Below are 22,158 nucleotides of genomic sequence, written 5' to 3'. Positions count from 1 at the left end.
CCACAAGAGCTCATCGACTTACCTCAGCACCGCGGGGACGGCGTAATGGCGACGGCGAACGAAGAGAAGTACCTCGACTACCTCAAGCGGGCCACCACCGACCTGCGCGAGGCGCGGCGGCGGCTGCGCGAGGTCGAGGAGCGCGAGCAGGAGCCGATCGCCATCGTGGCGATGAGCTGCCGCTACCCCGGCGGGGTCAGCACCCCCGAGGAGCTGTGGCAGCTCGTCGCCCGCGGCGGTGACGCGGCCACGCCGTACCCCACCAACCGCGGCTGGGCCACCGACGTCCTCTTCGAGCCGGACCCGGACAGCGGCCAGGAGCCGTACGTCCACGAGGGCGGATTCCTGCACGACGCGGCCGACTTCGACCCCGCGTTCTTCGGCATCTCACCGCGCGAGGCCCTGGCCATGGACCCGCAGCAGCGGCTGCTGCTGGAGACGTCGTGGGAGGCGTTCGAGCGCGCGGGCATCGACCCGACCACCCTCCAGGGCAGCCAGACCGGCGTGTTCGCGGGCGTGATGTACCACGACTACGCCTCCCGGCTGTTCTCCGCGCCCGAGGACGTCGAAGGCTTCCTCGGCAACGGCAGCTCCGGCTCCATCGCCTCCGGCCGCGTCGCCTACACCTTCGGCCTGGAGGGGCCGGCCGTCACCATCGACACGGCCTGCTCCTCCTCGCTGGTCGCCCTGCACTTCGCCGCGCAGGCGCTGCGCCGCCGGGAGTGCTCGCTGGCCCTGGCCGGCGGTGTCACCGTCATGTCCACCCCCGGCACCTTCACCGAGTTCAGCCGCCAGCGCGGACTCGCCGCGGACGGCCGCTGCAAGTCGTTCGCGGCCGCCGCCGACGGCACCGGCTGGGGCGAGGGCGCGGGCATGCTGCTGCTGGAGCGGCTCTCCGACGCCCGCGCCAACGGCCACCAGGTGCTGGCCGTCGTCCGTGGCAGCGCCATCAACCAGGATGGCGCCAGCAGCGGGCTGACCGCGCCCAACGGCCCCTCGCAGCAGCGCGTCATCCGCCAGGCCCTGGCCGCCGCCCGGCTCGCCCCCGGGCAGATCGACGTGGTCGAGGCGCACGGCACGGGCACCACGCTCGGCGACCCCATCGAGGCCCAGGCCCTGCTCGCCACGTACGGGCGCCACCACAGCGAGGACCAGCCGCTGTGGCTGGGCTCCATCAAGTCCAACATCGGGCACACGCAGGCCGCCGCGGGTGTCGCGGGCATCATCAAGATGGTCATGGCGATGCGCCACGGGGTGCTTCCGCGCACCCTCCACGTCGACCAGCCCACCCCCAACGTCGACTGGTCGGCGGGCGCCGTCTCGCTGCTGACCGAGGGGCGCGCCTGGCCGGACACCGGGCAGCCGCGCCGGGCCGCGGTGTCCTCGTTCGGCATCAGCGGCACCAACGCGCACACCATCCTGGAGCAGGCGCCGGAGCCGGAGGAGGCGGAAGCCGCCAAGACGGCTGACGGCGACGCGCCGGCCGAGACCCGCACCGCCACCGCGCTGCCGCTGTGGACCGTGGCCGCCAAGAGCCGCCCCGCGCTGCGCGCCCAGGCCGCCAACCTGCGCGCCCACCTCGAGGCCAACCCCGGACTGCGCCTCACCGACGTCGGCTTCTCGCTGGCCACCGGCCGGGCCGCCTTCGAACTCCGGGCCGCGATCGTCGCCGATGACCGCGAGGGCCTGATACGGGCCCTTGACGCGCTGGCCCGCGAGGAGCCCGCGACCGGGCTGGTCGAGGGCAAGGTCGCGAGCGGCAAGGTGGCGTTCCTGTTCACGGGGCAGGGGAGCCAGCGGCTGGGGATGGGGCGTGAGCTGTACGACGCCTATCCGGTGTTCGCGGAGGCGCTGGATGAGGTGTGCGCGGAGCTGGATCCGCATCTCGCGCGGCCTTTGAAGGACGTTCTGTTCGGGGACGATGCCGAGGCGCTGGACCAGACCGGTTTCACTCAGCCCGCGCTGTTCGCGGTTGAGGTGGCGTTGTTCCGGCTGGTCTCGGAGGCGTGGGGGCTGCGGCCCGCTTTCCTCTCCGGGCATTCGATTGGTGAGTTGGCTGCCGCGCATGTGGCGGGTGTGGTGTCGCTGGCGGATGCGGCGAAGCTGGTGGCGGCGCGTGGGCGGTTGATGCAGGCGCTTCCGGCGGGTGGCGCGATGATTGCCGTCCAGGCGTCCGAGGACGAGGTGGCGCCGCTGCTCACTGAGCGCGTGTCCATCGCCGCCCTCAACGGGCCGTCGTCGGTGGTCATCGCGGGTGATGAGGACGCGGCTGTCGCGATCGCTTCTGGTTTCGAGGCGCAGGGTCGTAAGACCAAGCGGCTCGCCGTGAGCCATGCGTTCCACTCGCCGCGTATGGACGGCATGTTGGACGCGTTCCGCGAGGTTGCGCAGGGGCTGTCGTACGAGGCTCCGAAGATTCCGATCGTGTCGAATCTGACCGGTGGCGTGGTGTCCGCCGACGAGATCACCACTCCTGACTTCTGGGTGCGCCACGTCCGTGAGGCCGTCCGCTTCCTCGACGGCGTACGGACGCTGGAGGAGCGCAACGTCACGACGTTCGTGGAGCTGGGCCCGGACGGTGTGCTCACCGCCATGGCCCAGGACTGCCTGACCCGCGACGACGCCACCCTTGTGTCCGCGCTGCGCTCCGGCCGTCCGGAGCTCCAGAGTCTGGCCACCGCCGTCGCCGGGGCGCATGTGCACGGTGTCTCCCCGGACTGGGCCGCGGTGTTCGCCGGAACGGACACGGCCCGTACCGACCTTCCGCTCTACCCCTTCCAGCGCGACACCTACTGGCTCGACACCGGCTACTGGGCGGGCGACATGGCGTCCGCCGGGCTCGGCGTGGCCGACCATCCGCTGCTGGGCGCCGCGGTGGCGCTCGCCGACTCCGACGGCTTCCTCTACACCGGCCGGCTCGCCCTGGACACCCATCCGTGGCTGGCCGACCACGCGGTGGCGGGCTCGGTGCTGCTGCCCGGTACGGCCTTCGTGGAACTGGCGATACGCGCCGGTGACCAGGTCGGTTGTGATCTGCTGGAGGAGCTGACGCTGGAGGCGCCGCTGGTGCTTCCCGAGGCGGGCGGTGTCCAGCTCCAGCTCTCGGTGGGCGCGCCCGACGGTTCGGGACGGCGCGCGCTGACGGTGTACTCGCGGTCCGAGGACGCGGCGGTCGACGAGTTGTGGATGCGGCACGCGTCGGGTGTGCTGGGCTCGGGCGCTCCCACGGCGTCGTTCGACCTGGCGGCGTGGCCCCCGGCGGGGGCGTCGCCGCTGCCGGTCGAGGGCCTGTACGAGGGCCTGGCCGAGGCCGGGTTGACGTACGGCCCGGTGTTCCGGGGGCTGACGTCCGCGTGGCGGCTGGGTGATGAGGTCTACGCGGAGCTGGAGCTGCCGGAGGGTGCGCGGTCTGAGGCGGGTGCGTTTGGTCTGCATCCGGCGCTGTTGGATTCTGCGCTGCACGGGGTGGGGTTGGGTGGTCTGATCGAGGGTGAGGCGGGGGCGCGGTTGCCGTTCTCGTGGGCTGGTGTGTCGTTGCATGCGGTGGGTGCTTCGGTGTTGCGGGTGCGGTTGTCGGCGGCGGGTGTGGGTGCGGTGTCGTTGGCGGTGGCGGATGGTGCTGGGCGTGCGGTGCTGTCGGTGGATTCGCTGGTGTTGCGGCCGGTGTCGGTCGAGCAGATTCAGGGTGCGCGGGGTGGTCGTCAGGAGTCGCTGTACCGGCTCGACTGGGTCGAGGTGTCCGCGCAGGGCGGGGTCGGGCGCTGCGCGCTGCTGGGGTCCGGCGGTCTCGGCTTGGCGTCGGCCGGGCAGGGGTTCGACGCCTATGCCGATCTGGACGCGTTGGCTGCGGCGGTGGAGTCCGGTGCCACGGAGTTGCCGGATGATGTGGTGGTCGCCCTGTCCTCGAGCTTTGCGGCGCCGCACGCTGCTGCGGCAAATCAAGCCCGTCCGGCGTTTGAGGACCGGGGTCTTGGGGCGGAGCCCCAGGTTGCGGGAAGGGGCGGGATTGGGGAATGCTCCTCACCCGCCGATACGGCGCACCGCGCCACTGCCCAGGCGCTGAGCCTGCTGCAGCAGTGGCTGGCGGACGACCGTTTCACCAACTCGCGCCTGGTCGTCCTGACTTCTGGTGCCGTGGCTGCTGGTGCGGATGAGCCGGTGTCCGATCTGGCCCATGCAGCTGTCTGGGGCTTGGTGCGCTCGGCTGAGTCGGAGAACCCCGGCCGGTTTGTCCTGGTGGACGTCGATGGCGCGGCTGAGTCGGTGGCGGCGGTGCCGGACGCGCTGGCGTCGGGCGAGCCGCAGGTGGCCGTTCGGGACGGGGTGTTGCGGTCGCCGCGTCTGGCGCGGGCCGCCGCCGCGGGCTCGGGTTCCGGGGACGGCGCGCCGGAGTTCGCAGCCGATGGCACGGTGCTGGTCACCGGCGCGAGTGGCACGCTGGGCGGCCTGTTCGCCCGCCACCTGGTGGCGGAGCGTGGCGTACGGCAGCTGCTGCTGGTGAGCCGTCGTGGTGACGAGGCGCCGGGCGCGGCCGACCTCACCGCCGAGCTTGCCGAGTTGGGCGCCGAGGCGCGCTGGGCGGCGTGTGATGTCGCGGACCGTGACGCGCTGGCCGAGGTGCTGGCGGGGATTCCGGCGGAGCATCCGCTGACGGGCGTGGTGCACACGGCCGGTGTGCTGGACGACGGTGTGATCGGTTCGCTGACGCCGGAGCGGCTGGAGCGGGTGCTGCGTCCGAAGGTGGACGCGGCGTGGAACCTCCACGAGCTGACCCGCGACCTCGACCTGACCGCCTTCGTACTGTTCTCCTCCGCCGCCGGCGTCTTCGGCGCCGCCGGACAGGCCAACTACGCCGCCGCCAACGCCTACGTGGACGCGCTGGCCCAGCACCGTACGGCGCTCGGCCTGCCCGGCACCTCGCTGGCCTGGGGCCTGTGGGCCGATTCCAGCGCGATGACCGGTGAACTGGACCAGGCCGATATGTCCCGGATGAGCCGGGGCGGCGTCGCCGCGCTCGCCACCGACGAGGGCAAGGAGCTGTTCGACGCGGCCGGACGGGCGGGCGAGGCCCTGCTCGTCCCGGTGCGTCTCGACCTGGCGGCGGCACGGGCCGAGGCGGCGTCCACCGGTGTGGTGGCCCCGCTGATGTCCGGGCTGGTGCGGGTCCCGGCACGGCGTACGGCCGAGGGCTCCGCCGGAACGGGCGCCCTGGCGCAGCGGCTGGCCCGCCTGAACGCGGCCGAGCAGCTGGAGACGCTGCTGGAGCTGGTCCGTACCCAGGTCGCGGCCGTCCTGGGCTATGCCACCGCCGACTCCGTGGACCCCGACCGCGCCTTCCGCGACCTGGGCTTCGACTCGCTGACCGCCGTCGAACTGCGCAACCGCATGAACGCGGTCACCGGGATGCGGCTCCCCGCCACCCTGGTCTTCGACTACCCGACCTCCCTCGTCCTGGCCGAACACCTCCGGGACGAACTGGCGGGCACCCGCGCCCAGTCCGGCCTGCCGGTGTCGACCGTGGGCGCGCTCGACGACGAGCCGATCGCCATCGTGGGCATGAGCTGCCGCTTCCCGGGCGGGGTGCGCACCCCCGAGGACCTGTGGCGGCTGCTGTCCTCCGGCCAGGACGCGATCTCCGGCTTTCCCACCGACCGTGGCTGGGACCTGGACGCGCTCTACCACCCGGACCCGGAACACCCCGGCACCTCGTACACCCGCGAGGGCGGTTTCCTCCACGACGCCGCAGACTTCGACCCCACCTTCTTCGGGATCTCGCCGCGCGAGGCCCTCGCCACCGATCCGCAGCAGCGGCTGCTGCTGGAGACGTCGTGGGAGGCGTTCGAGCGCGCGGGCATCGACCCGGCCACGCTGCGCGGCAGCAGGACCGGTGTGTTCGCGGGCGTGATGTACCACGACTACGCCACGCTCGTGGAGCAGGCACCGGACGGTGGCGGCGAGGGCGCGATCGGCTCCGGCAGCACGGGCTCCATCGCCTCCGGCCGCGTCGCCTACGCCCTCGGCCTGGAGGGCCCGGCCGTCACCGTGGACACGGCGTGCTCGTCGTCGCTGGTGGCGCTGCACTGGGCGATGCAGGCGCTGCGCTCGGGCGAATGCACGATGGCGCTGGCCGGTGGTGTCACGGTGATGGCGACCCCCGGTACGTTCGTCGGCTTCAGCCGCCAGGGCGGTCTGTCCGCCGACGGCCGCTGCAAGGCGTTCTCGGCGGACGCGGACGGCACGGGCTGGGCCGAGGGCGCGGGCATGCTGCTCGTGGAGCGGCTGTCGGACGCGCGGCGGAATGGCCACCCGGTGCTCGCGGTGGTGCGCGGCAGCGCCGTGAACCAGGACGGTGCGTCGAATGGTCTGACGGCGCCGAACGGTCCGTCGCAGCAGCGCGTCATCCGGCAGGCACTGGCCGCCGCCGGGCTGTCGGTCGGCGATGTGGACGCGGTCGAGGCGCACGGCACGGGTACGACGCTGGGCGACCCGATCGAGGCGCAGGCGCTGCTCGCCACGTACGGCCAGGAGCGGGACGCCGAGCGGCCGCTGCTGCTCGGTTCCATCAAGTCGAACATGGGCCACACCCAGGCCGCCGCCGGTGTCGCGGGCATCATGAAGATGGTCCTCGCCATGCGGCACGGGGTGCTTCCGCGGACCCTGCACGCGGACGAGCCGTCGCCGCACGTGGACTGGTCGGCGGGGGCCGTCTCGCTGCTCACCGAGCAGGCGGAATGGCCGGAGACCGGCCGTCCGCGCCGCGCGGGCGTGTCGTCGTTCGGCATCAGCGGCACGAATGTGCACACCATCATCGAGCAGGCGCCGGAGGTGGAGACGGCTGAGGCTCCTGCGAGTGCTGTGGCTCCGGGTGTGGTGCCGTGGGTGCTGTCCGGCCGCAGCGCGGCCGCCCTGCGGGCCCAGGCCGAGCGGCTGGTCGCCCATGTGGCGGACCGGCCCGAGCTGGGCGCGGTCGACCTGGGCTACTCGCTGGCGACCGGCCGATCGGCGTTCGACCACCGCGCGGTGGTGGTGGCCGAGGACCGGGATGGCCTGCTGAAGGCTCTGGGGGCGCTGGCCGAGGGGCGTCGCGCCGCGACGCTCGTTCAGGGTTCGGTGGCCGGTGGCAAGGTGGCGTTCCTGTTCACGGGGCAGGGGAGCCAGCGGCTGGGGATGGGGCGTGAGCTGTACGACGCCTACCCCGTGTTCGCGGAGGCGCTGGACGCGGTGTGTGCGGAGCTGGACGCGCATCTGGAGCGGCCGCTGCGGGATGTGCTGTTCGGGGATGACGCGGAGGCGCTGGACCAGACCGGGTTCACTCAGCCCGCGCTCTTTGCGATCGAGGTCGCGCTGTATCGGCTGGTCGAGGCATGGGGTCTGAAGGCGGACTTCCTGTCGGGGCACTCGATCGGTGAGCTGGCGGCCGCGCATGTGGCGGGTGTGTTGTCGCTGGCGGATGCGGCGAAGTTGGTGGCGGCGCGTGGGCGGTTGATGCAGGCGCTTCCGGCGGGTGGCGCGATGGTCGCGGTGCAGGCGTCGGAGGACGAGGTGACGCCGCTGCTGACCGAGCGTGTGTCGATTGCCGCCCTCAACGGGCCGTCGTCGGTGGTGATCGCGGGTGATGAGGACGCGGCTGTCGCGATCGCTTCCGGTTTCGAGGCGCAGGGTCGTAAGACCAAGCGGCTCACGGTCAGCCACGCGTTCCATTCGCCGCGTATGGATGGGATGCTGGAGGCGTTCCGCGAGGTCGCGGAGGGGCTGTCGTACGAGGCTCCGCGCATCCCGATCGTGTCCAACCTGACGGGCGAGCTGATTTCCGCCGAGGAGATCACGACTCCCGACTTCTGGGTGCGCCATGTCCGCGAGGCCGTCCGCTTCCTGGACGGGGTGCGGGCCCTGGAAGCCCAGGGTGTCACCACGTTTGTCGAGCTGGGCCCGGACGGTGTGCTCACCGCGATGGCGCAGCAGTGTGTCACCGGTGAGGACGCCGCGTTCGTCTCGGCCCTGCGCAAGGGCAGGGCCGAGGCCGAGACGCTGACGAAGGCCCTCGCACGCGCCCATGTGCGCGGTGTGGCGGTGGACTGGGCGGCGTACTTCGCCGGTACGGGCGCGGCTCGGGTGGAGCTGCCGACGTACGCCTTCCAGTACGCGCGCTACTGGCCCGAGCTCCCGACCGTCGTGGGCGGTACGGCCGGGCTGGGCCTGGCAACCGTCGACCATCCGCTGGTCGGGGCCGCTGTGCCACTGGCCGGTGGCGAGGGGCTGCTGCTCACGGGCCGTCTGGGACTCGACACTCACCCGTGGCTGTTGGACCACGCCGTGATGGGGTCGGTGCTGCTGCCGGGTACGGCCTTTGTTGAGCTGGCGGTTCGCGCGGGTGACCAGGTGGGCTGTGACCAGGTTGAGGAGTTGACGCTGGAGGCGCCGCTGGTGCTTCCGGAGGTGGGTGGTGTTCAGCTTCAGCTGTCGGTGGGTGAGCCGGATGGGTCCGGTCGTCGTGCGTTTGAGGTGTACTCGCGGTTTGAGGGCGCGGTCGCCGATGAGGCGTGGCTGCGGCACGCCTCGGGTGCGCTCGTGGAGGGTGCGTCGGCGTCGTCGTTCGACCTGGGCGTATGGCCTCCGGCGGGTGCGACGCCGGTTGCGCTGGATGGTTTCTACGAGGGCATGGCGGGCCTGGGGCTGGCCTATGGCCCGGTGTTCCGGGGTCTGACGTCCGCGTGGCGGCTGGGTGATGAGGTCTACGCGGAGCTGGAGCTGCCGGAGGACGGACAGGCCGACGCGGGGCTGTTCGGTCTGCATCCGGCGCTCCTGGACTCGGCGCTGCACGCGGTCGGACTCGGTGGCCTGATCGAGGGCGAGGCCGGGGCCCGGCTGCCGTTCTCGTGGTCCGGGGTTTCGCTGCATGCGGTGGGTGCTTCGGTGCTGCGGGTGCGGTTGTCGGCGGCGGGTGTGGGTGCGGTGTCGTTGGCGGTGGCGGATGGTGCTGGGCGTGCGGTGCTGTCGGTGGATTCGCTGGTGTTGCGGCCGGTGTCGGTCGAGCAGATTCAGGGTGCGCGGGGTGGTCGTCAGGAGTCGCTGTACCGGCTCGACTGGGTCGAGGTGCCCGCGCAGGGCGGGGTCGGGCGCTGCGCGCTGCTGGGGTCGGACGGTCTCGGCTTGGCGTCGGCCGGGCAGGGGTTCGATACCTATGCCGATCTGGACGCGTTGGCTGCGGCGGTGGAGTCCGGTGCCACGGAGTTGCCGGATGATGTGGTGGTCGCCCTGTCCTCGAGCTTTGCGGCGCCGCACGCTGCTGCGGCAAATCAAGCCCGTCCGGCGTTTGAGGACCGGGGTCTTGGGGCGGAGCCCCAGGTTGCGGGAAGGGGCGGGATTGGGGAATGCTCCTCACCCGCCGATACGGCGCACCGCGCCACCGCCGAGGCGCTGAGCCTGCTGCAGCAGTGGCTGGCGGACGACCGTTTCACCAACTCGCGCCTTGTCTTGTTGACCTCTGGTGCCGTGGCTGCTGGTGCGGATGAGCCGGTGTCCGATCTGGCCCATGCAGCTGTCTGGGGTCTGGTGCGCTCGGCTGAGTCGGAGAACCCCGGCCGGTTTGTCCTGGTGGACGTCGATGGCGCGGCTGAGTCGGTGGCGGCGGTGCCGGACGCGCTGGCGTCGGGCGAGCCGCAGGTGGCCGTTCGGGACGGGGTGTTGCGGTCGCCGCGTCTGGCGCGGGCCGCCGCTACGGGCTCCGGGGACGGCGCGCCGGAGTTCGCAGCCGATGGCACGGTGCTGGTCACCGGCGCGAGTGGCACGCTGGGCGCCCTGTTCGCCCGCCATCTGGTGGCGGAGCGTGGCGTACGGCAGCTGCTGCTGGTGAGCCGTCGTGGTGACGAGGCGCCGGGCGCGGCCGACCTCACGGCTGAGCTTGCCGAGTTGGGCGCCGAGGCGCGCTGGGCGGCGTGTGATGTCGCGGACCGTGACGCGCTGGCCGAGGTGCTGGCGGGGATTCCGGCGGAGCATCCGCTGACGGGCGTGGTGCACACGGCCGGTGTGCTGGATGACGGTGTGATCGGTTCGCTCACCCCCGAGCGTATAGCGCATGTCATGCGTCCGAAGGTGGATGCGGCGTGGAACCTCCACGAGCTGACCCGCGACCTCGACCTGACCGCCTTCGTACTGTTCTCCTCCGCCGCCGGTGTGTTCGGCAATGCGGGTCAGGGCAACTACGCGGCCGCCAACGCCTACCTGGACGCCCTAGCCCAGCACCGCCGGACCCGTGGCCTGCCGGCCACCTCGCTGGCCTGGGGCCTGTGGGCCGACTCCAGCGCGATGACTGGTGAGCTGGACGACGCGGATGTGTCCCGGATGAGCCGGGGTGGCGTCGTGGCGCTCTCGGCGTCCGAGGGTCTGGAGCTGTTCGACACCGCGTACCGCACGGACGAGGCGGTGCTGGTGCCGATGTCGCTGGACATGGCCGCGCTCCGGGCACAGGCGGGCAGCGGTGCGCTGGCGCCGCTGTTCCGTGGACTGGTGCGGGTTCCGTCGCGGCGTGCGGCGGAGGGCGCGGCGGCGTCGGGTGCGCTGGCGCGGCGGCTCGCCGGGCTGGGCGAGGCCGAGCAGCAAGATGTGCTGCTGGACCTGGTCCGTACGAACGTCGCGACGGTGCTCGGATACGCCGGTCCGGAGACGGTCGAGCCCGACCGTTCCTTCCGTGAGCTGGGCTTTGACTCGCTGACGGCGGTGGAGCTGCGAAACGCGTTGGGTGCGGTGAGTGAGCTGCGGCTGCCCGCGACGTTGGTCTTCGACTATCCGACGCCTGCGGTGCTCGCCGAGTTCCTGCGTGCGGAGGTTGTGGGGGCTGCGGCTGCGGTGGCGGGTCCGGTGGTGGTGTCGGCCGCCGATGATGAGCCGATCGCCATTGTGGGGTTGGGTTGCCGTTATCCGGGTGGGGTGGAGACTCCGGAGGATCTGTGGCGGTTGGTCATGGAGGGCCGGGACGCGATCTCCGAGTTCCCCACCGACCGCGGCTGGGACCTCTCGGCGCTCTACCACGAGGACCCGGACCACAGCGGAACGAGCTACGCCCGCGAGGGCGGCTTCGTGGAGGACGCCGGCCACTTCGACCCGGGCTTCTTCGGGATCTCGCCGCGCGAGGCCCTCGCCATGGATCCGCAGCAGCGGTTGCTGCTGGAGACGTCGTGGGAGGCGTTCGAACGGGCGGGCATCGATCCGAGTGTGCTGCGGGGCAGCCGTACCGGTGTCTTCGCGGGCGTCATGTACCACGACTACGCCTCGCTGCTGGAGCGGGTGCCCGAGGGCGTCGAAGGCTTCCTCGGTACGGGTAATGCGGCGAGTGTGATTTCGGGTCGGTTGGCGTACACGTTTGGCCTTGAGGGGCCGACGATCACGGTGGATACGGCGTGTTCGTCGTCGTTGGTGGCGTTGCATCTGGCCGTGCAGGCGTTGCGGAACGGTGAGTGTTCGCTGGCGTTGGCCGGTGGTGTGACGGTGATGGCGACTCCGGCGCCGTTTGTGGAGTTCAGTCGTCAGCGTGGGTTGGCTGCTGATGGGCGGTGCAAGGCGTTCTCGGCGGATGCGGATGGTACGGGGTGGTCCGAGGGTGCGGGCATGCTGCTGGTGGAGCGGCTGTCGGACGCGCGGAAGAACGGTCATCCGGTGCTGGCGGTGGTGCGGGGCAGCGCGATCAATCAGGATGGTGCGTCGAATGGTCTGACGGCGCCGAATGGTCCGTCGCAGCAGCGGGTGATTCGTCAGGCGTTGGCGAATGCGGGTCTGTCGGCGTCCGAGGTGGACGCGGTGGAGGCGCATGGCACGGGGACCAGTCTCGGCGACCCCATCGAGGCCCAGGCGCTCATGGCGACGTACGGCCAGGAGCGGGATGGGGAGCGGCCGTTGCTGCTCGGTTCGATCAAGTCGAACATGGGGCACACGCAGGCCGCCGCCGGTGTCGCGGGCATTATCAAGATGGTGCAGGCGATGCGGCATGGTGTGTTGCCGCGTACGTTGCACGCGGAGCAGCCGTCGCCGCATATTGACTGGTCTGCGGGTGCGGTGTCGCTGTTGCAGGAGTCGGTGGAGTGGCCGGAGTCCGGTCGTCCCCGACGGGCGGCGATCTCGTCGTTCGGCTTCAGCGGTACCAACGCGCACACGATCATCGAGCAGGCCCCGGTCAGCGAGGACGAGCCCCCGCGTGCGGTGGCGGCGGCGCCTGGTGTGACGTCGTGGCCGCTGTCGGCGAAGACCGCCGACGCGCTGCCTGCGCAGGCCGGGCGGCTCCGTTCCTACCTGGACGAGCGGCCGGAGCTCGCACCGGCCGACCTCGGCTACTCCCTTGCGACCACGCGCGCCGCGCTGGACCACCGTGCGGTGCTGGTGGCCGACGACCGCGAGGGCTTCCTGCGCGGCCTGGACGCGCTGGCACGCGGCGAGTCCGGCGCCGAGGTGATCCAGGGGTCGGCTGCTGGCGGCAAGGTGGCGTTCCTGTTCACGGGACAGGGGAGCCAGCGACTCGGGATGGGCCGTGAGCTGTACGACGCCTATCCTGTGTTCGCCGAGGCGCTGGACGCGGTGTGCGATGAGCTGGATGCGCACCTTGAGCGGCCGTTGAAGACGGTGCTGTTCGGGGAGGACGCCGAGGCGCTGGATCAGACGGGGTTCACTCAGCCCGCGTTGTTCGCGGTTGAGGTGGCGCTGTTCCGGCTGGTCGAGACCTGGGGCCTGAAGGCGGACTTCCTGTCCGGGCATTCGATCGGTGAGCTGGCCGCCGCGCATGTGGCGGGTGTGCTCTCGCTGGCGGACGTGGCGAAGTTGGTTGCGGCGCGTGGCCGTCTGATGCAGGCGCTGCCTGCCGGTGGCGCGATGATCGCCATCCAGGCGTCCGAGGACGAAGTCGTACCGCTGCTCACCGACGGCGTTTCAATCGCTGCGCTCAACGGCCCGACCTCCGTCGTCATCGCAGGTGACGAGGAGGCGGCTGTCGCGATCGCCACGTCGTTCGAGGCACAGGGCCGTAAGACCAAGCGGCTCACCGTGAGCCACGCGTTCCATTCGCCGCGTATGGACGGGATGCTCGACGCCTTCCGCGAGGTCGCGGAGGGGCTGACCTACGAGGCCCCGCGCATCCCGATCGTCTCCAACCTCACCGGGAACGTCGTCTCCGCCGAGGAGATCACGACGGCTGACTTCTGGGTGCGCCACGTCCGCGAGGCGGTCCGCTTCCTCGACGGTGTCCGGACGATGGAAGTCCAGGGCGTCACCACCTACCTCGAACTCGGCCCCGATGGTGTCCTCACCGCCATGGCCCAGGAGTGCGTCACCGACGCCGAGGCGGCCGGATTCGCCGCCGTGTTGCGGGCCGGTCGGCCCGAGGCACGGGCGGTCCACGCCGCCGTGGCACGGGCGTACGTCCGTGGTGTGGCCGTGGACTGGGCGGCCGTCTTCGCCGGTACGGGGGCGGCTCGCGTCGAGCTGACCGACCTGCCGACGTACGCCTTCCAGCGCCGCCGGTACTGGCCGCAGGCGTCGGCCTACGGCGTCGGTGGCACGGCGGGGCTCGGGCTGGCCGCCGTGGACCATCCGCTCGTGGGGGCCGCCGTACCGCTCGCGGGCGGTGACGGTGTGCTGCTGACCGGGCGGATCTCGGCGCAGACTCATCCGTGGCTGTTGGATCACGCCGTGATGGGGTCGGTGCTGCTGCCGGGTACGGCCTTTGTTGAGCTGGCGGTTCGCGCGGGTGACCAGGTGGGCTGTGACCAGGTTGAGGAGTTGACGCTGGAGGCGCCGCTGGTGCTTCCGGAGGTGGGTGGTGTTCAGCTTCAGCTGTCGGTGGGTGAGCCGGATGGGTCCGGTCGTCGTGCGTTTGAGGTGTACTCGCGGTTTGAGGACGCGGCCGCCGATGAGCCGTGGCTGCGGCACGCCTCGGGTGCGCTCGTGGAGGGTGCGTCGGCGGCGTCGTTCGACCTGGGCGTATGGCCTCCGGCGGGTGCGACGCCGGTTGCGCTGGATGGTTTCTACGAGGGCATGGCGGGCCTGGGGCTGGCCTATGGCCCGGTGTTCCAGGGTCTGACGTCCGCGTGGCGGCTGGGTGATGAGGTCTACGCGGAGCTGGAGCTGCCGGAGGACGGACAGGCCGACGCGGGGCTGTTCGGTCTGCATCCGGCGCTCCTGGACTCGGCGCTGCACGCGGTCGGACTCGGTGGCCTGATCGAGGGCGAGGCCGGGGCCCGGCTGCCGTTCTCGTGGTCCGGGGTTTCGCTGCATGCGGTGGGTGCTTCGGTGCTGCGGGTGCGGTTGTCGGCGGCCGGTACGGACGCGGTGTCGTTGGCGGTGGCGGATGGTGCCGGGCATGCGGTGCTGTCGGTGGACTCGCTGGTGTTGCGGCCGGTGTCGGCCGAGCAGTTGGAGAGCGCGCGTACGGCGTATCACGAGTCGCTGTACCGCGTGGAGTGGGCGTCGACGCCCGTCCCCGTGGACTCGGCGGACGGCCGGTGGGCGGTGCTGGGCACGGACGTGTTCGGGTTGGGCGCCACGGTGTATCCGGACTTGGCGGCGCTGTCCGAGGCCGTGGATTCCGGAACGGTCCTGCCGGCTCAGGTTGTGGTGAACCTGACGCATCAAGCCCGTCCGGCGTTTGAGGACACGCCCGAGGGGCGTCCGGGCGCTCACTCGGGCGGCGCGGCATCTGAAAGTCCGGGCGCGGTATCTGAAGGCTCGGGTGCGGCAATTCAAGCCCGTCCGGCGTTTGAGGACCGGGGTCTTGGGGCGGAGCCCCGAGTTTCGGGAAGGGGCGGGGTGGGGGAGAACCCCACCCGGGCCGCACGCGAGGCCACCACCCAAGCCCTCCACCTCCTCCAGTCCTGGCTGGCCGAGGACCGTTTCACGGACTCCCGTCTGGTCCTGCTGACCTCCGGCGCCGTGGCCACCGAGGCCGCTGAGCCGGTGACAGACCTGGCAGGCGCCGCGGTCCGCGGTCTGGTGCGCTCGGCGCAGTCCGAGAACCCGGACCGCATCGTCCTGATCGACGTCGACGGCCACGACGACTCGCGTGCCGTACTGCCCGACGTGCTCGCGACCGGGGAGGCCGAGGTCGCGGTGCGGGAGGGCGTCCTGAAGACGCCACGCCTGGCCCGCGCCGCCTCGGCGGCCGACAACGCGGCCCCGGAGTGGAATCCGGACGGCACGGTGCTGGTCACCGGCGCGTCCGGCTCCCTGGGCGGCCTGTTCGCCCGCCACCTGGCAGCCGAGCGTGGCGTACGGCACCTGCTGCTGGTCAGCCGCCGCGGCGACCAGGCCCCCGGGGCAGCCGAACTCACCACCGAACTCACCGAGCTGGGCGCCGAGGCGCGCTGGGCGGCGTGTGATGTGGCGGATCGTGACGCGTTGGCCGAGGTGCTGGCGGGTATTCCGGCGGAGCATCCGCTGACGGGCGTGGTGCACACGGCCGGTGTGTTGGACGACGGTGTGATCGGTTCGCTCACCCCCGAGCGTATAGCGCATGTCATGCGTCCGAAGGTGGATGCGGCGTGGAACCTCCACGAGCTGACCCGCGACCTCGACCTGACCGCCTTCGTACTGTTCTCCTCCGCCGCAGGCGTCTTCGGCAATGCGGGCCAGGGCAACTACGCGGCCGCCAACGCCTACCTGGACGCCCTAGCCCAGCACCGCCGGACCCGTGGCCTGCCGGCCACCTCGCTGGCCTGGGGCCTGTGGGCCGACTCCAGCGGCATGACCGGTGAGCTGGACGACGCGGATGTGTCCCGGATGAGCCGGGGTGGCGTCGTGGCGCTCTCGGCGTCCGAGGGTCTGGAGCTGTTCGACACCGCGTACCGCACGGACGAGGCGCTGCTCGTCCCCGTACGGCTCGACCTGGCCGTGATGCGCGCCGAGGCCGCGTCGACCGGTGTGGTGGCGCCGCTGCTGCGGGGCCTGGTGCGGGTTCCGGCGCGGCGTGCGGCGAAGGGTGCGGCGGCGTCGGGCGCGCTGGCGCGGCGGCTCGCCGGGCTGGGCGAGACTGAGCAGTTCGACGCCCTGCTGGAGCTGGTCCGTACGCAGGTCGCGGCCGTACTCGGTCATGACTCGCTGGACACCGTCGAACCGCATCGCTCCTTCCGTGAGCTGGGCTTTGACTCGCTGACGGCGGTGGAGTTGCGGAACGCGTTGGGTGCGGTGAGTGAGCTGCGGCTGCCCGCGACGCTGGTCTTCGACTATCCGACGCCTGCGGTGCTCGCCGAGTTCCTGCGTGCGGAGGTTGTGGGGGCTGCGGCTGCGGTGGCGGGTCCGGTGGTGGTGTCGGCCGCCGATGATGAGCCGATCGCGATCGTGGGGTTGGGTTGCCGTTATCCGGGTGGGGTGGAGACTCCGGAGGATCTGTGGCGGTTGGTCTTGGAGGGCCGGGACGCGATCTCCGAGTTCCCGACCGACCGTGGCTGGGATCTGGAAGGGCTCTACCACCCGGACCCCGACCACCCGGGCACCTCGTACTCCCGAGAGGGCGGATTCGTCGACCGGGCGGGCCATTTCGACCCGGGCTTCTTCGGGATCTCGCCGCGTGAGGCCCTCGCCATGGATCCGCAGCAGCGGTTGCTGCTGGAGACGTCGTGGGAGGCGTTCGAGCGGGCGGGCATCGACCCGGGCGTGCTGCGCGGCAGCCGTACCGGTGTGTTCGCCGGTGTGATGTACCACGACTACGCGTCCTCGCTGCCGGCACTTCCGGAAGGTGTGGAGGGCTTCGTCGGTACGGGTAATGCGGCGAGTGTGATTTCGGGTCGGTTGGCGTACACGTTTGGCCTTGAGGGGCCGACGATCACGGTGGACACGGCGTGTTCGTCGTCGTTGGTGGCGTTGCATCTGGCGGTGCAGGCGTTGCGGAACGGTGAGTGTTCGCTGGCGCTCGCGGGCGGTGTGACGGTGATGGCGACTCCGGCGCCGTTTGTGGAGTTCAGTCGTCAGCGTGGGTTGGCTGCTGATGGGCGGTGCAAGGCGTTCTCGGCGGATGCGGATGGTACGGGTTGGTCCGAGGGCGCGGGCATGCTGCTGGTGGAGCGGTTGTCGGACGCGCGGAAGAACGGTCATCCGGTGCTCGCCGTCGTGCGGGGCAGCGCGATCAACCAGGACGGTGCGTCCAATGGTCTGACGGCGCCGAACGGTCCGTCGCAGCAGCGGGTGATTCGTCAGGCGTTGGCGAATGCGGGTCTGTCGGCGTCCGAGGTGGACGCGGTGGAGGCGCATGGCACGGGGACCAGCCTCGGCGACCCCATCGAGGCCCAGGCGCTCATGGCCACCTACGGCCAGGAGCGGGAGGCGGAGCGGCCGTTGCTGCTCGGTTCCATCAAGTCGAACATGGGGCACACGCAGGCCGCGGCCGGTGTCGCGGGGATCATCAAGATCGTCATGTCGATGCGGCATGGTGTGTTGCCGCGTACGTTGCACGCGCAGGAGCCGTCGCCGCATATTGACTGGTCTGAGGGTGCGGTGTCGCTGTTGCAGGAGTCGGTGGAGTGGCCGGAGTCGGGTCGTCCCCGGCGGGCGGCGATCTCGTCGTTCGGCTTCAGCGGTACCAACGCGCACACGATCATCGAGCAGGCCCCCGAGGCCGAACCGGCGGAGGCTTCCCCGGCCCCGGCCCCGGCCCCGGTCACTCAGCCGTCCGCTCTGCCGTGGCTGCTCTCCGGCAAGAGCGCTGACGCGCTGCGCGCGCAGGCCGGGCGGCTGCTCGCCGACCTCGACCGGCGGCCCGACGTCTCGCTCACCGACCTCGGCTACTCGCTCGCCACCACGCGCGCCGCACTGGACCACCGTGCGGTCGTGGTCGGCGCGGACCGTGCCGGGCTGGTCGCGGGTCTGGAGGCGCTGGCGGGCGGTGAGTCGGTGGCCGGGCTGACGCAGGGCTCGGTGGCCGATGGCAAGGTGGCATTCCTGTTCACCGGCCAGGGCAGCCAGCGGCTCGGCATGGGCCGTGAGCTCTACGACGCCTATCCGGTGTTCGCGGAGGCGTTCGACGCGGTGTGCGATGAGCTGGACGCGCATCTCGAACGGCCGCTGAAGACGGTGCTGTTCGGGGACGACGCCGAGGCGCTGGACCAGACCGGCTTTACCCAGCCCGCGCTGTTCGCCATCGAGGTGGCCCTGTTCCGGCTGGTGGCGACCTGGGGTCTGAAGGCGGACTTCCTGTCCGGCCACTCCATCGGTGAGCTGGCCGCCGCGCATGTGGCGGGTGTGCTCTCGCTCGCCGACGCCGCCAAGCTGGTGGCCGCTCGTGGCCGTCTGATGCAGGCGTTGCCCGCCGGTGGCGCGATGATCGCCATCCAGGCGTCCGAGGACGAGGTGGTGCCGTTGCTCACCGAGCGCGTCAGCGTCGCCGCCCTCAACGGGCCGACCTCCGTCGTCATCGCAGGTGACGAGGGCGCGGCCGTACAGATCGCGGCGGGCTTCGAGGCCCAAGGCCGTAAGACCAAGCGCCTCACCGTGAGCCACGCGTTCCACTCCCCGCGTATGGACGGCATGTTGGACGCCTTCCGCGAGGTCGCGGAGGGGCTGACCTACGAGGCCCCGCGCATCCCGATCGTCTCCAACCTCACCGGGAACGTGGTCTCCGCCGAGGAGATCACGACCCCCGAGTTCTGGGTGCGCCACGTCCGCGAGGCCGTCCGCTTCCTCGACGGTGTCCGCACCCTCGAGGCCAAGGGCGTCACCACGTTCATCGAGCTGGGCGCGGACGGTGTCCTCACCGCCATGGCCCAGGAGTGCGTCACCGACGCCGACGCGGCCGGCTTCGCCGCCGCGCTGCGCAAGGACCGTCCCGAGGCCGAGGCGCTGACCACGGCCGTCGCTCGGGCCCACGTCCGTGGTGTGGCGGTGGACTGGAGGGCGTTCTTCGCGGGGACCGGTGCCCAGCGCACCGAGCTGCCCACGTACCCCTTCCAGCGCGAGCGTTACTGGCTGGAGGCCCCCGCCGGGACCATCGGCGACGTGGCCTCGGCCGGTCTGGGCGCGGCCGATCACCCGCTGCTCGGCGCGGCCGTGGATCTGCCCGACTCCGAGGGCGTCCTCTTCACGGGCCGTCTCTCGCTCCGTACCCACCCTTGGCTGGCCGACCACGCCGTCATGGACACCGTGCTGCTGCCCGGTACGGCCCTGGTCGAGCTGGCGGTTCGGGCCGGTGACCAGGTCGGCTGCGATCTGCTGGACGAGCTGACCCTCGAAGCGCCGCTGATCCTGCCGGAGCGCGGCGGGGTGCAGCTGCGGGTCGCCGTGGACGAGCCCGAAGGCCCCGACGGGCGGCGCGCGCTGACCGTCTACTCGCGGCTGGAGGACGCCACCGACGAGCCGTGGATCCGGCACGCCTCCGGTGTGCTCACGGTCTCCGGCTCCGCCACCACCGCCACCGGCCCGGCGGAGTGGCCCCCGGCCGCTGAAACGGCCGCCACCGCGACCGCCGACCTCGAACCGCTCGACGTGGAGGGGCTGTACGACGGCTTCGCCGCGCTCGGCCTCGCCTACGGCCCGGTGTTCCAGGGCCTGCGCAGGGCCTGGCGGCGCGGGGACGAGGTGTTCGCCGAGGTGGCGCTCGACGAGGACCGGCAGGGCGAGGCCCGTGCGTACGGGCTGCACCCGGCGCTGCTGGACGCCGCGCTGCACACGGTGGCGCTCGGCGGGTTCTTCCCGGCCGAGGAGGCGGGTCAGGCGCGGCTGCCGTTCTCGTGGGACGCCGTACGGCTGCACGCGGTCGGCGCGACCGCGCTGCGGGTGCGGGTCTCCCCGGCCGGGCACGGCGCGGTGGCGCTGGAGATCAGCGACGAGTCCGGTGCCCCGGTGGTGTCGGTCGGCTCGCTGGCGCTGCGGCCACTGGACGCCGAGCAGTTCGCCGGCGCCCGTACCGCACACCACGAGGCGCTGTTCCGCGTCGACTGGGCCGCGCTGCCCACACCCGCAGCGCCGCAGCGGTCGGAGGACACCGCCCTGTGGGCCGTCCTGGACGGCTTCGGCGGCGGCGATCTGAAGCTCACGGCCGCGCTGGCGGACGCGGACACCGGTATCGAGGCCGAGACGTACGCGGGACTTCCCGCGCTCGCCGAGGCGGTGGAGGCCGAGGGCATCGCGCCCGATGTGGTCCTGGTGCCGTGCCTGCCCGACCTGGGCACGCCCGGGGACACCGCGGGCGCCGCGCACGCCGTCGTCCGGCGGACGCTGGCGCTGGTCCAGGAGTGGCTCGCGGACGAGCGGTTCGCCGACTCCCGGCTGGTCCTGCTCACCCGTGGCGCCGTGGCCGTGACCATGGGGGACGACGCGGGGGCCGAGGCGGCCGAGGGCGTCGAAGCGGCCGAGGGCGTGGACGACCTGACGCACGCCGCCGCCTGGGGCCTGGTGCGCTCGGCGCAGGCCGAGCACCCGGGCCGGTTCGTCCTGGTCGACGTCCAGGGAGACATCGACATCCACGGAGCCCTGGCCCGTGGCGTCGCCACGCACGGCGACCCGGCCACCGGCACCCCGGCCACCGGTGCCCCCGCCCACGGCGACCCGGCCGCTGGCACCGCCCACGGCGACTTGGCTCACCGCGACCTGGCCAACGGCACCCCGACCCACGGCGTCCCGGCCACCGGCACCCCGCCCCACGGCACCCCGCCCACCGCCACCCCCACCACCCCCCACGGCTGGCTCCCCGCCCTCGTGGCGGCCCTGCGGACCGACGAGCCGCAGCTGGCCGTGCGCGCCGGGGTCGTCCACGCGCCGCGGCTCGCGCGGGTGGCGGCCCTGGACGAGGCGGCCGTGCCCGGTCTTGACCCGGCGGGCACCGTGCTGGTCACCGGCGCGTCCGGCACCCTGGGCGGGGTGCTGGCCCGCCATCTGGTGACCGAGCGCGGCGCCCGGAGGCTGCTGCTCACCAGCCGGCGGGGCGCGGAGGCGGCGGGCGCCGCCGAACTCGCCGCCGAACTCACCGAGCTGGGCGCCGAAGCCCACTGGGTGGCGTGCGACGCGGCCGACCGCACCGCCCTGGCCGAGGTCATCGCGTCCGTCCCCGCCGACCACCCGCTCACCGCCGTGATCCACGCGGCGGGCGTGCTCGACGACGGGATCATCGAGTCCCTCACCCCCGAGCGCGTCGCCCACGTCCTGCGCCCGAAGGTGGATGCGGCGTGGAACCTGCACGAGCTCACCCGAGACCTCGACCTGACAGCCTTCGTACTGTTCTCCTCCGCCGCCGGTGTCTTCGGCAACCCGGGGCAGGGCAACTACGCGGCGGCCAACACCTTCCTGGACGCCCTCGCCCAGCACCGCCGCGCCCAGGGCCTGCCCGCCGTCTCCCTGGCCTGGGGCCTGTGGGAGGACGAGGGTGGCATGGCCGCGACCCTCGCGGACGCCGACCGGCAGCGGATGAGCCGCGGCAGCATGGGCGCGCTGAGCAACGCCGAGGGCCTGGCCCTGTTCGATGTGTCGGGCCTGGCCGGACACGCGGTGCTGATCCCCGCCGCCCTGGACATCGCCGCCCTGCGCGCCCAGTCCACGGCCGGGGTCGCCCCGCTGCTGCGCGGGCTGATCCGTACCCCCGTACGGCGCGCCGCGGCCGGTGGCGGCGGCGGGGCGGACGAGGCGGCGAGCCTCGCCGAGCGGCTCGCGGGCATGTCCGCGGCCGAACGGGACCGCTTCCTGCTCAACCTGGTCTGCGGCCAGGTGGCCACCGTGCTCGGCTACGGCGGCGCGGCGGCGATCGAACCCGGCGCGGCCTTCAAGGAGCTGGGCTTCGACTCGCTCACCGCCGTCGAACTCCGCAACCGGCTCGGCGCGGCCACCGGCCTGCGGCTGCCCGCCACGCTGATCTTCGACTACCCGACCCCCGACGCCCTGGCCGACCATCTGCGCGCGGAACTCCCGCACGGAGACGGCGGCGGTCCGTCGGTGTTCGGCGAACTCGACCGGCTGGAAGCCGCCCTGGCGGTGGCCGCGGACGACAGCGTGACCCGCTCCAGGATCACCATGCGCCTCCAGGCGCTCCTGGCGAAGTGGAACGACGCCCAGGACGCGACCGGCGACGGCGACACCGACGACCACGACCTCGAATCCGCGACCGACGATGAGCTCTTCGACCTGCTCGACGACGAACTCGGCTCCTCCTGAACGGGAGCGTTCTGAACCCATGGAACTCATGAGCACCACCTCCCTCTTCGC

Annotated in this window: 1 protein-coding gene; it reads left to right on the top strand. The window is 72.2% G+C overall.

The window, feature by feature from the left end:
- The first annotated feature begins 45 nt into the window (after positions 1 to 45).
- On the top strand, positions 46 to 22,107 hold the full coding sequence (locus tag KHP12_RS20875) for a type I polyketide synthase (RefSeq protein ID WP_211833436.1): 22,062 nt from the start codon (positions 46 to 48) through the stop codon (positions 22,105 to 22,107).
- Positions 22,108 to 22,158: the final 51 nt, after the last annotated feature.

The sequence above is a fragment of the Streptomyces asiaticus genome (genome assembly GCF_018138715.1).
GTDB lineage: Bacteria > Actinomycetota > Actinomycetes > Streptomycetales > Streptomycetaceae > Streptomyces > Streptomyces asiaticus.
This window is presented reverse-complemented; position numbering and strand designations above follow the sequence as displayed.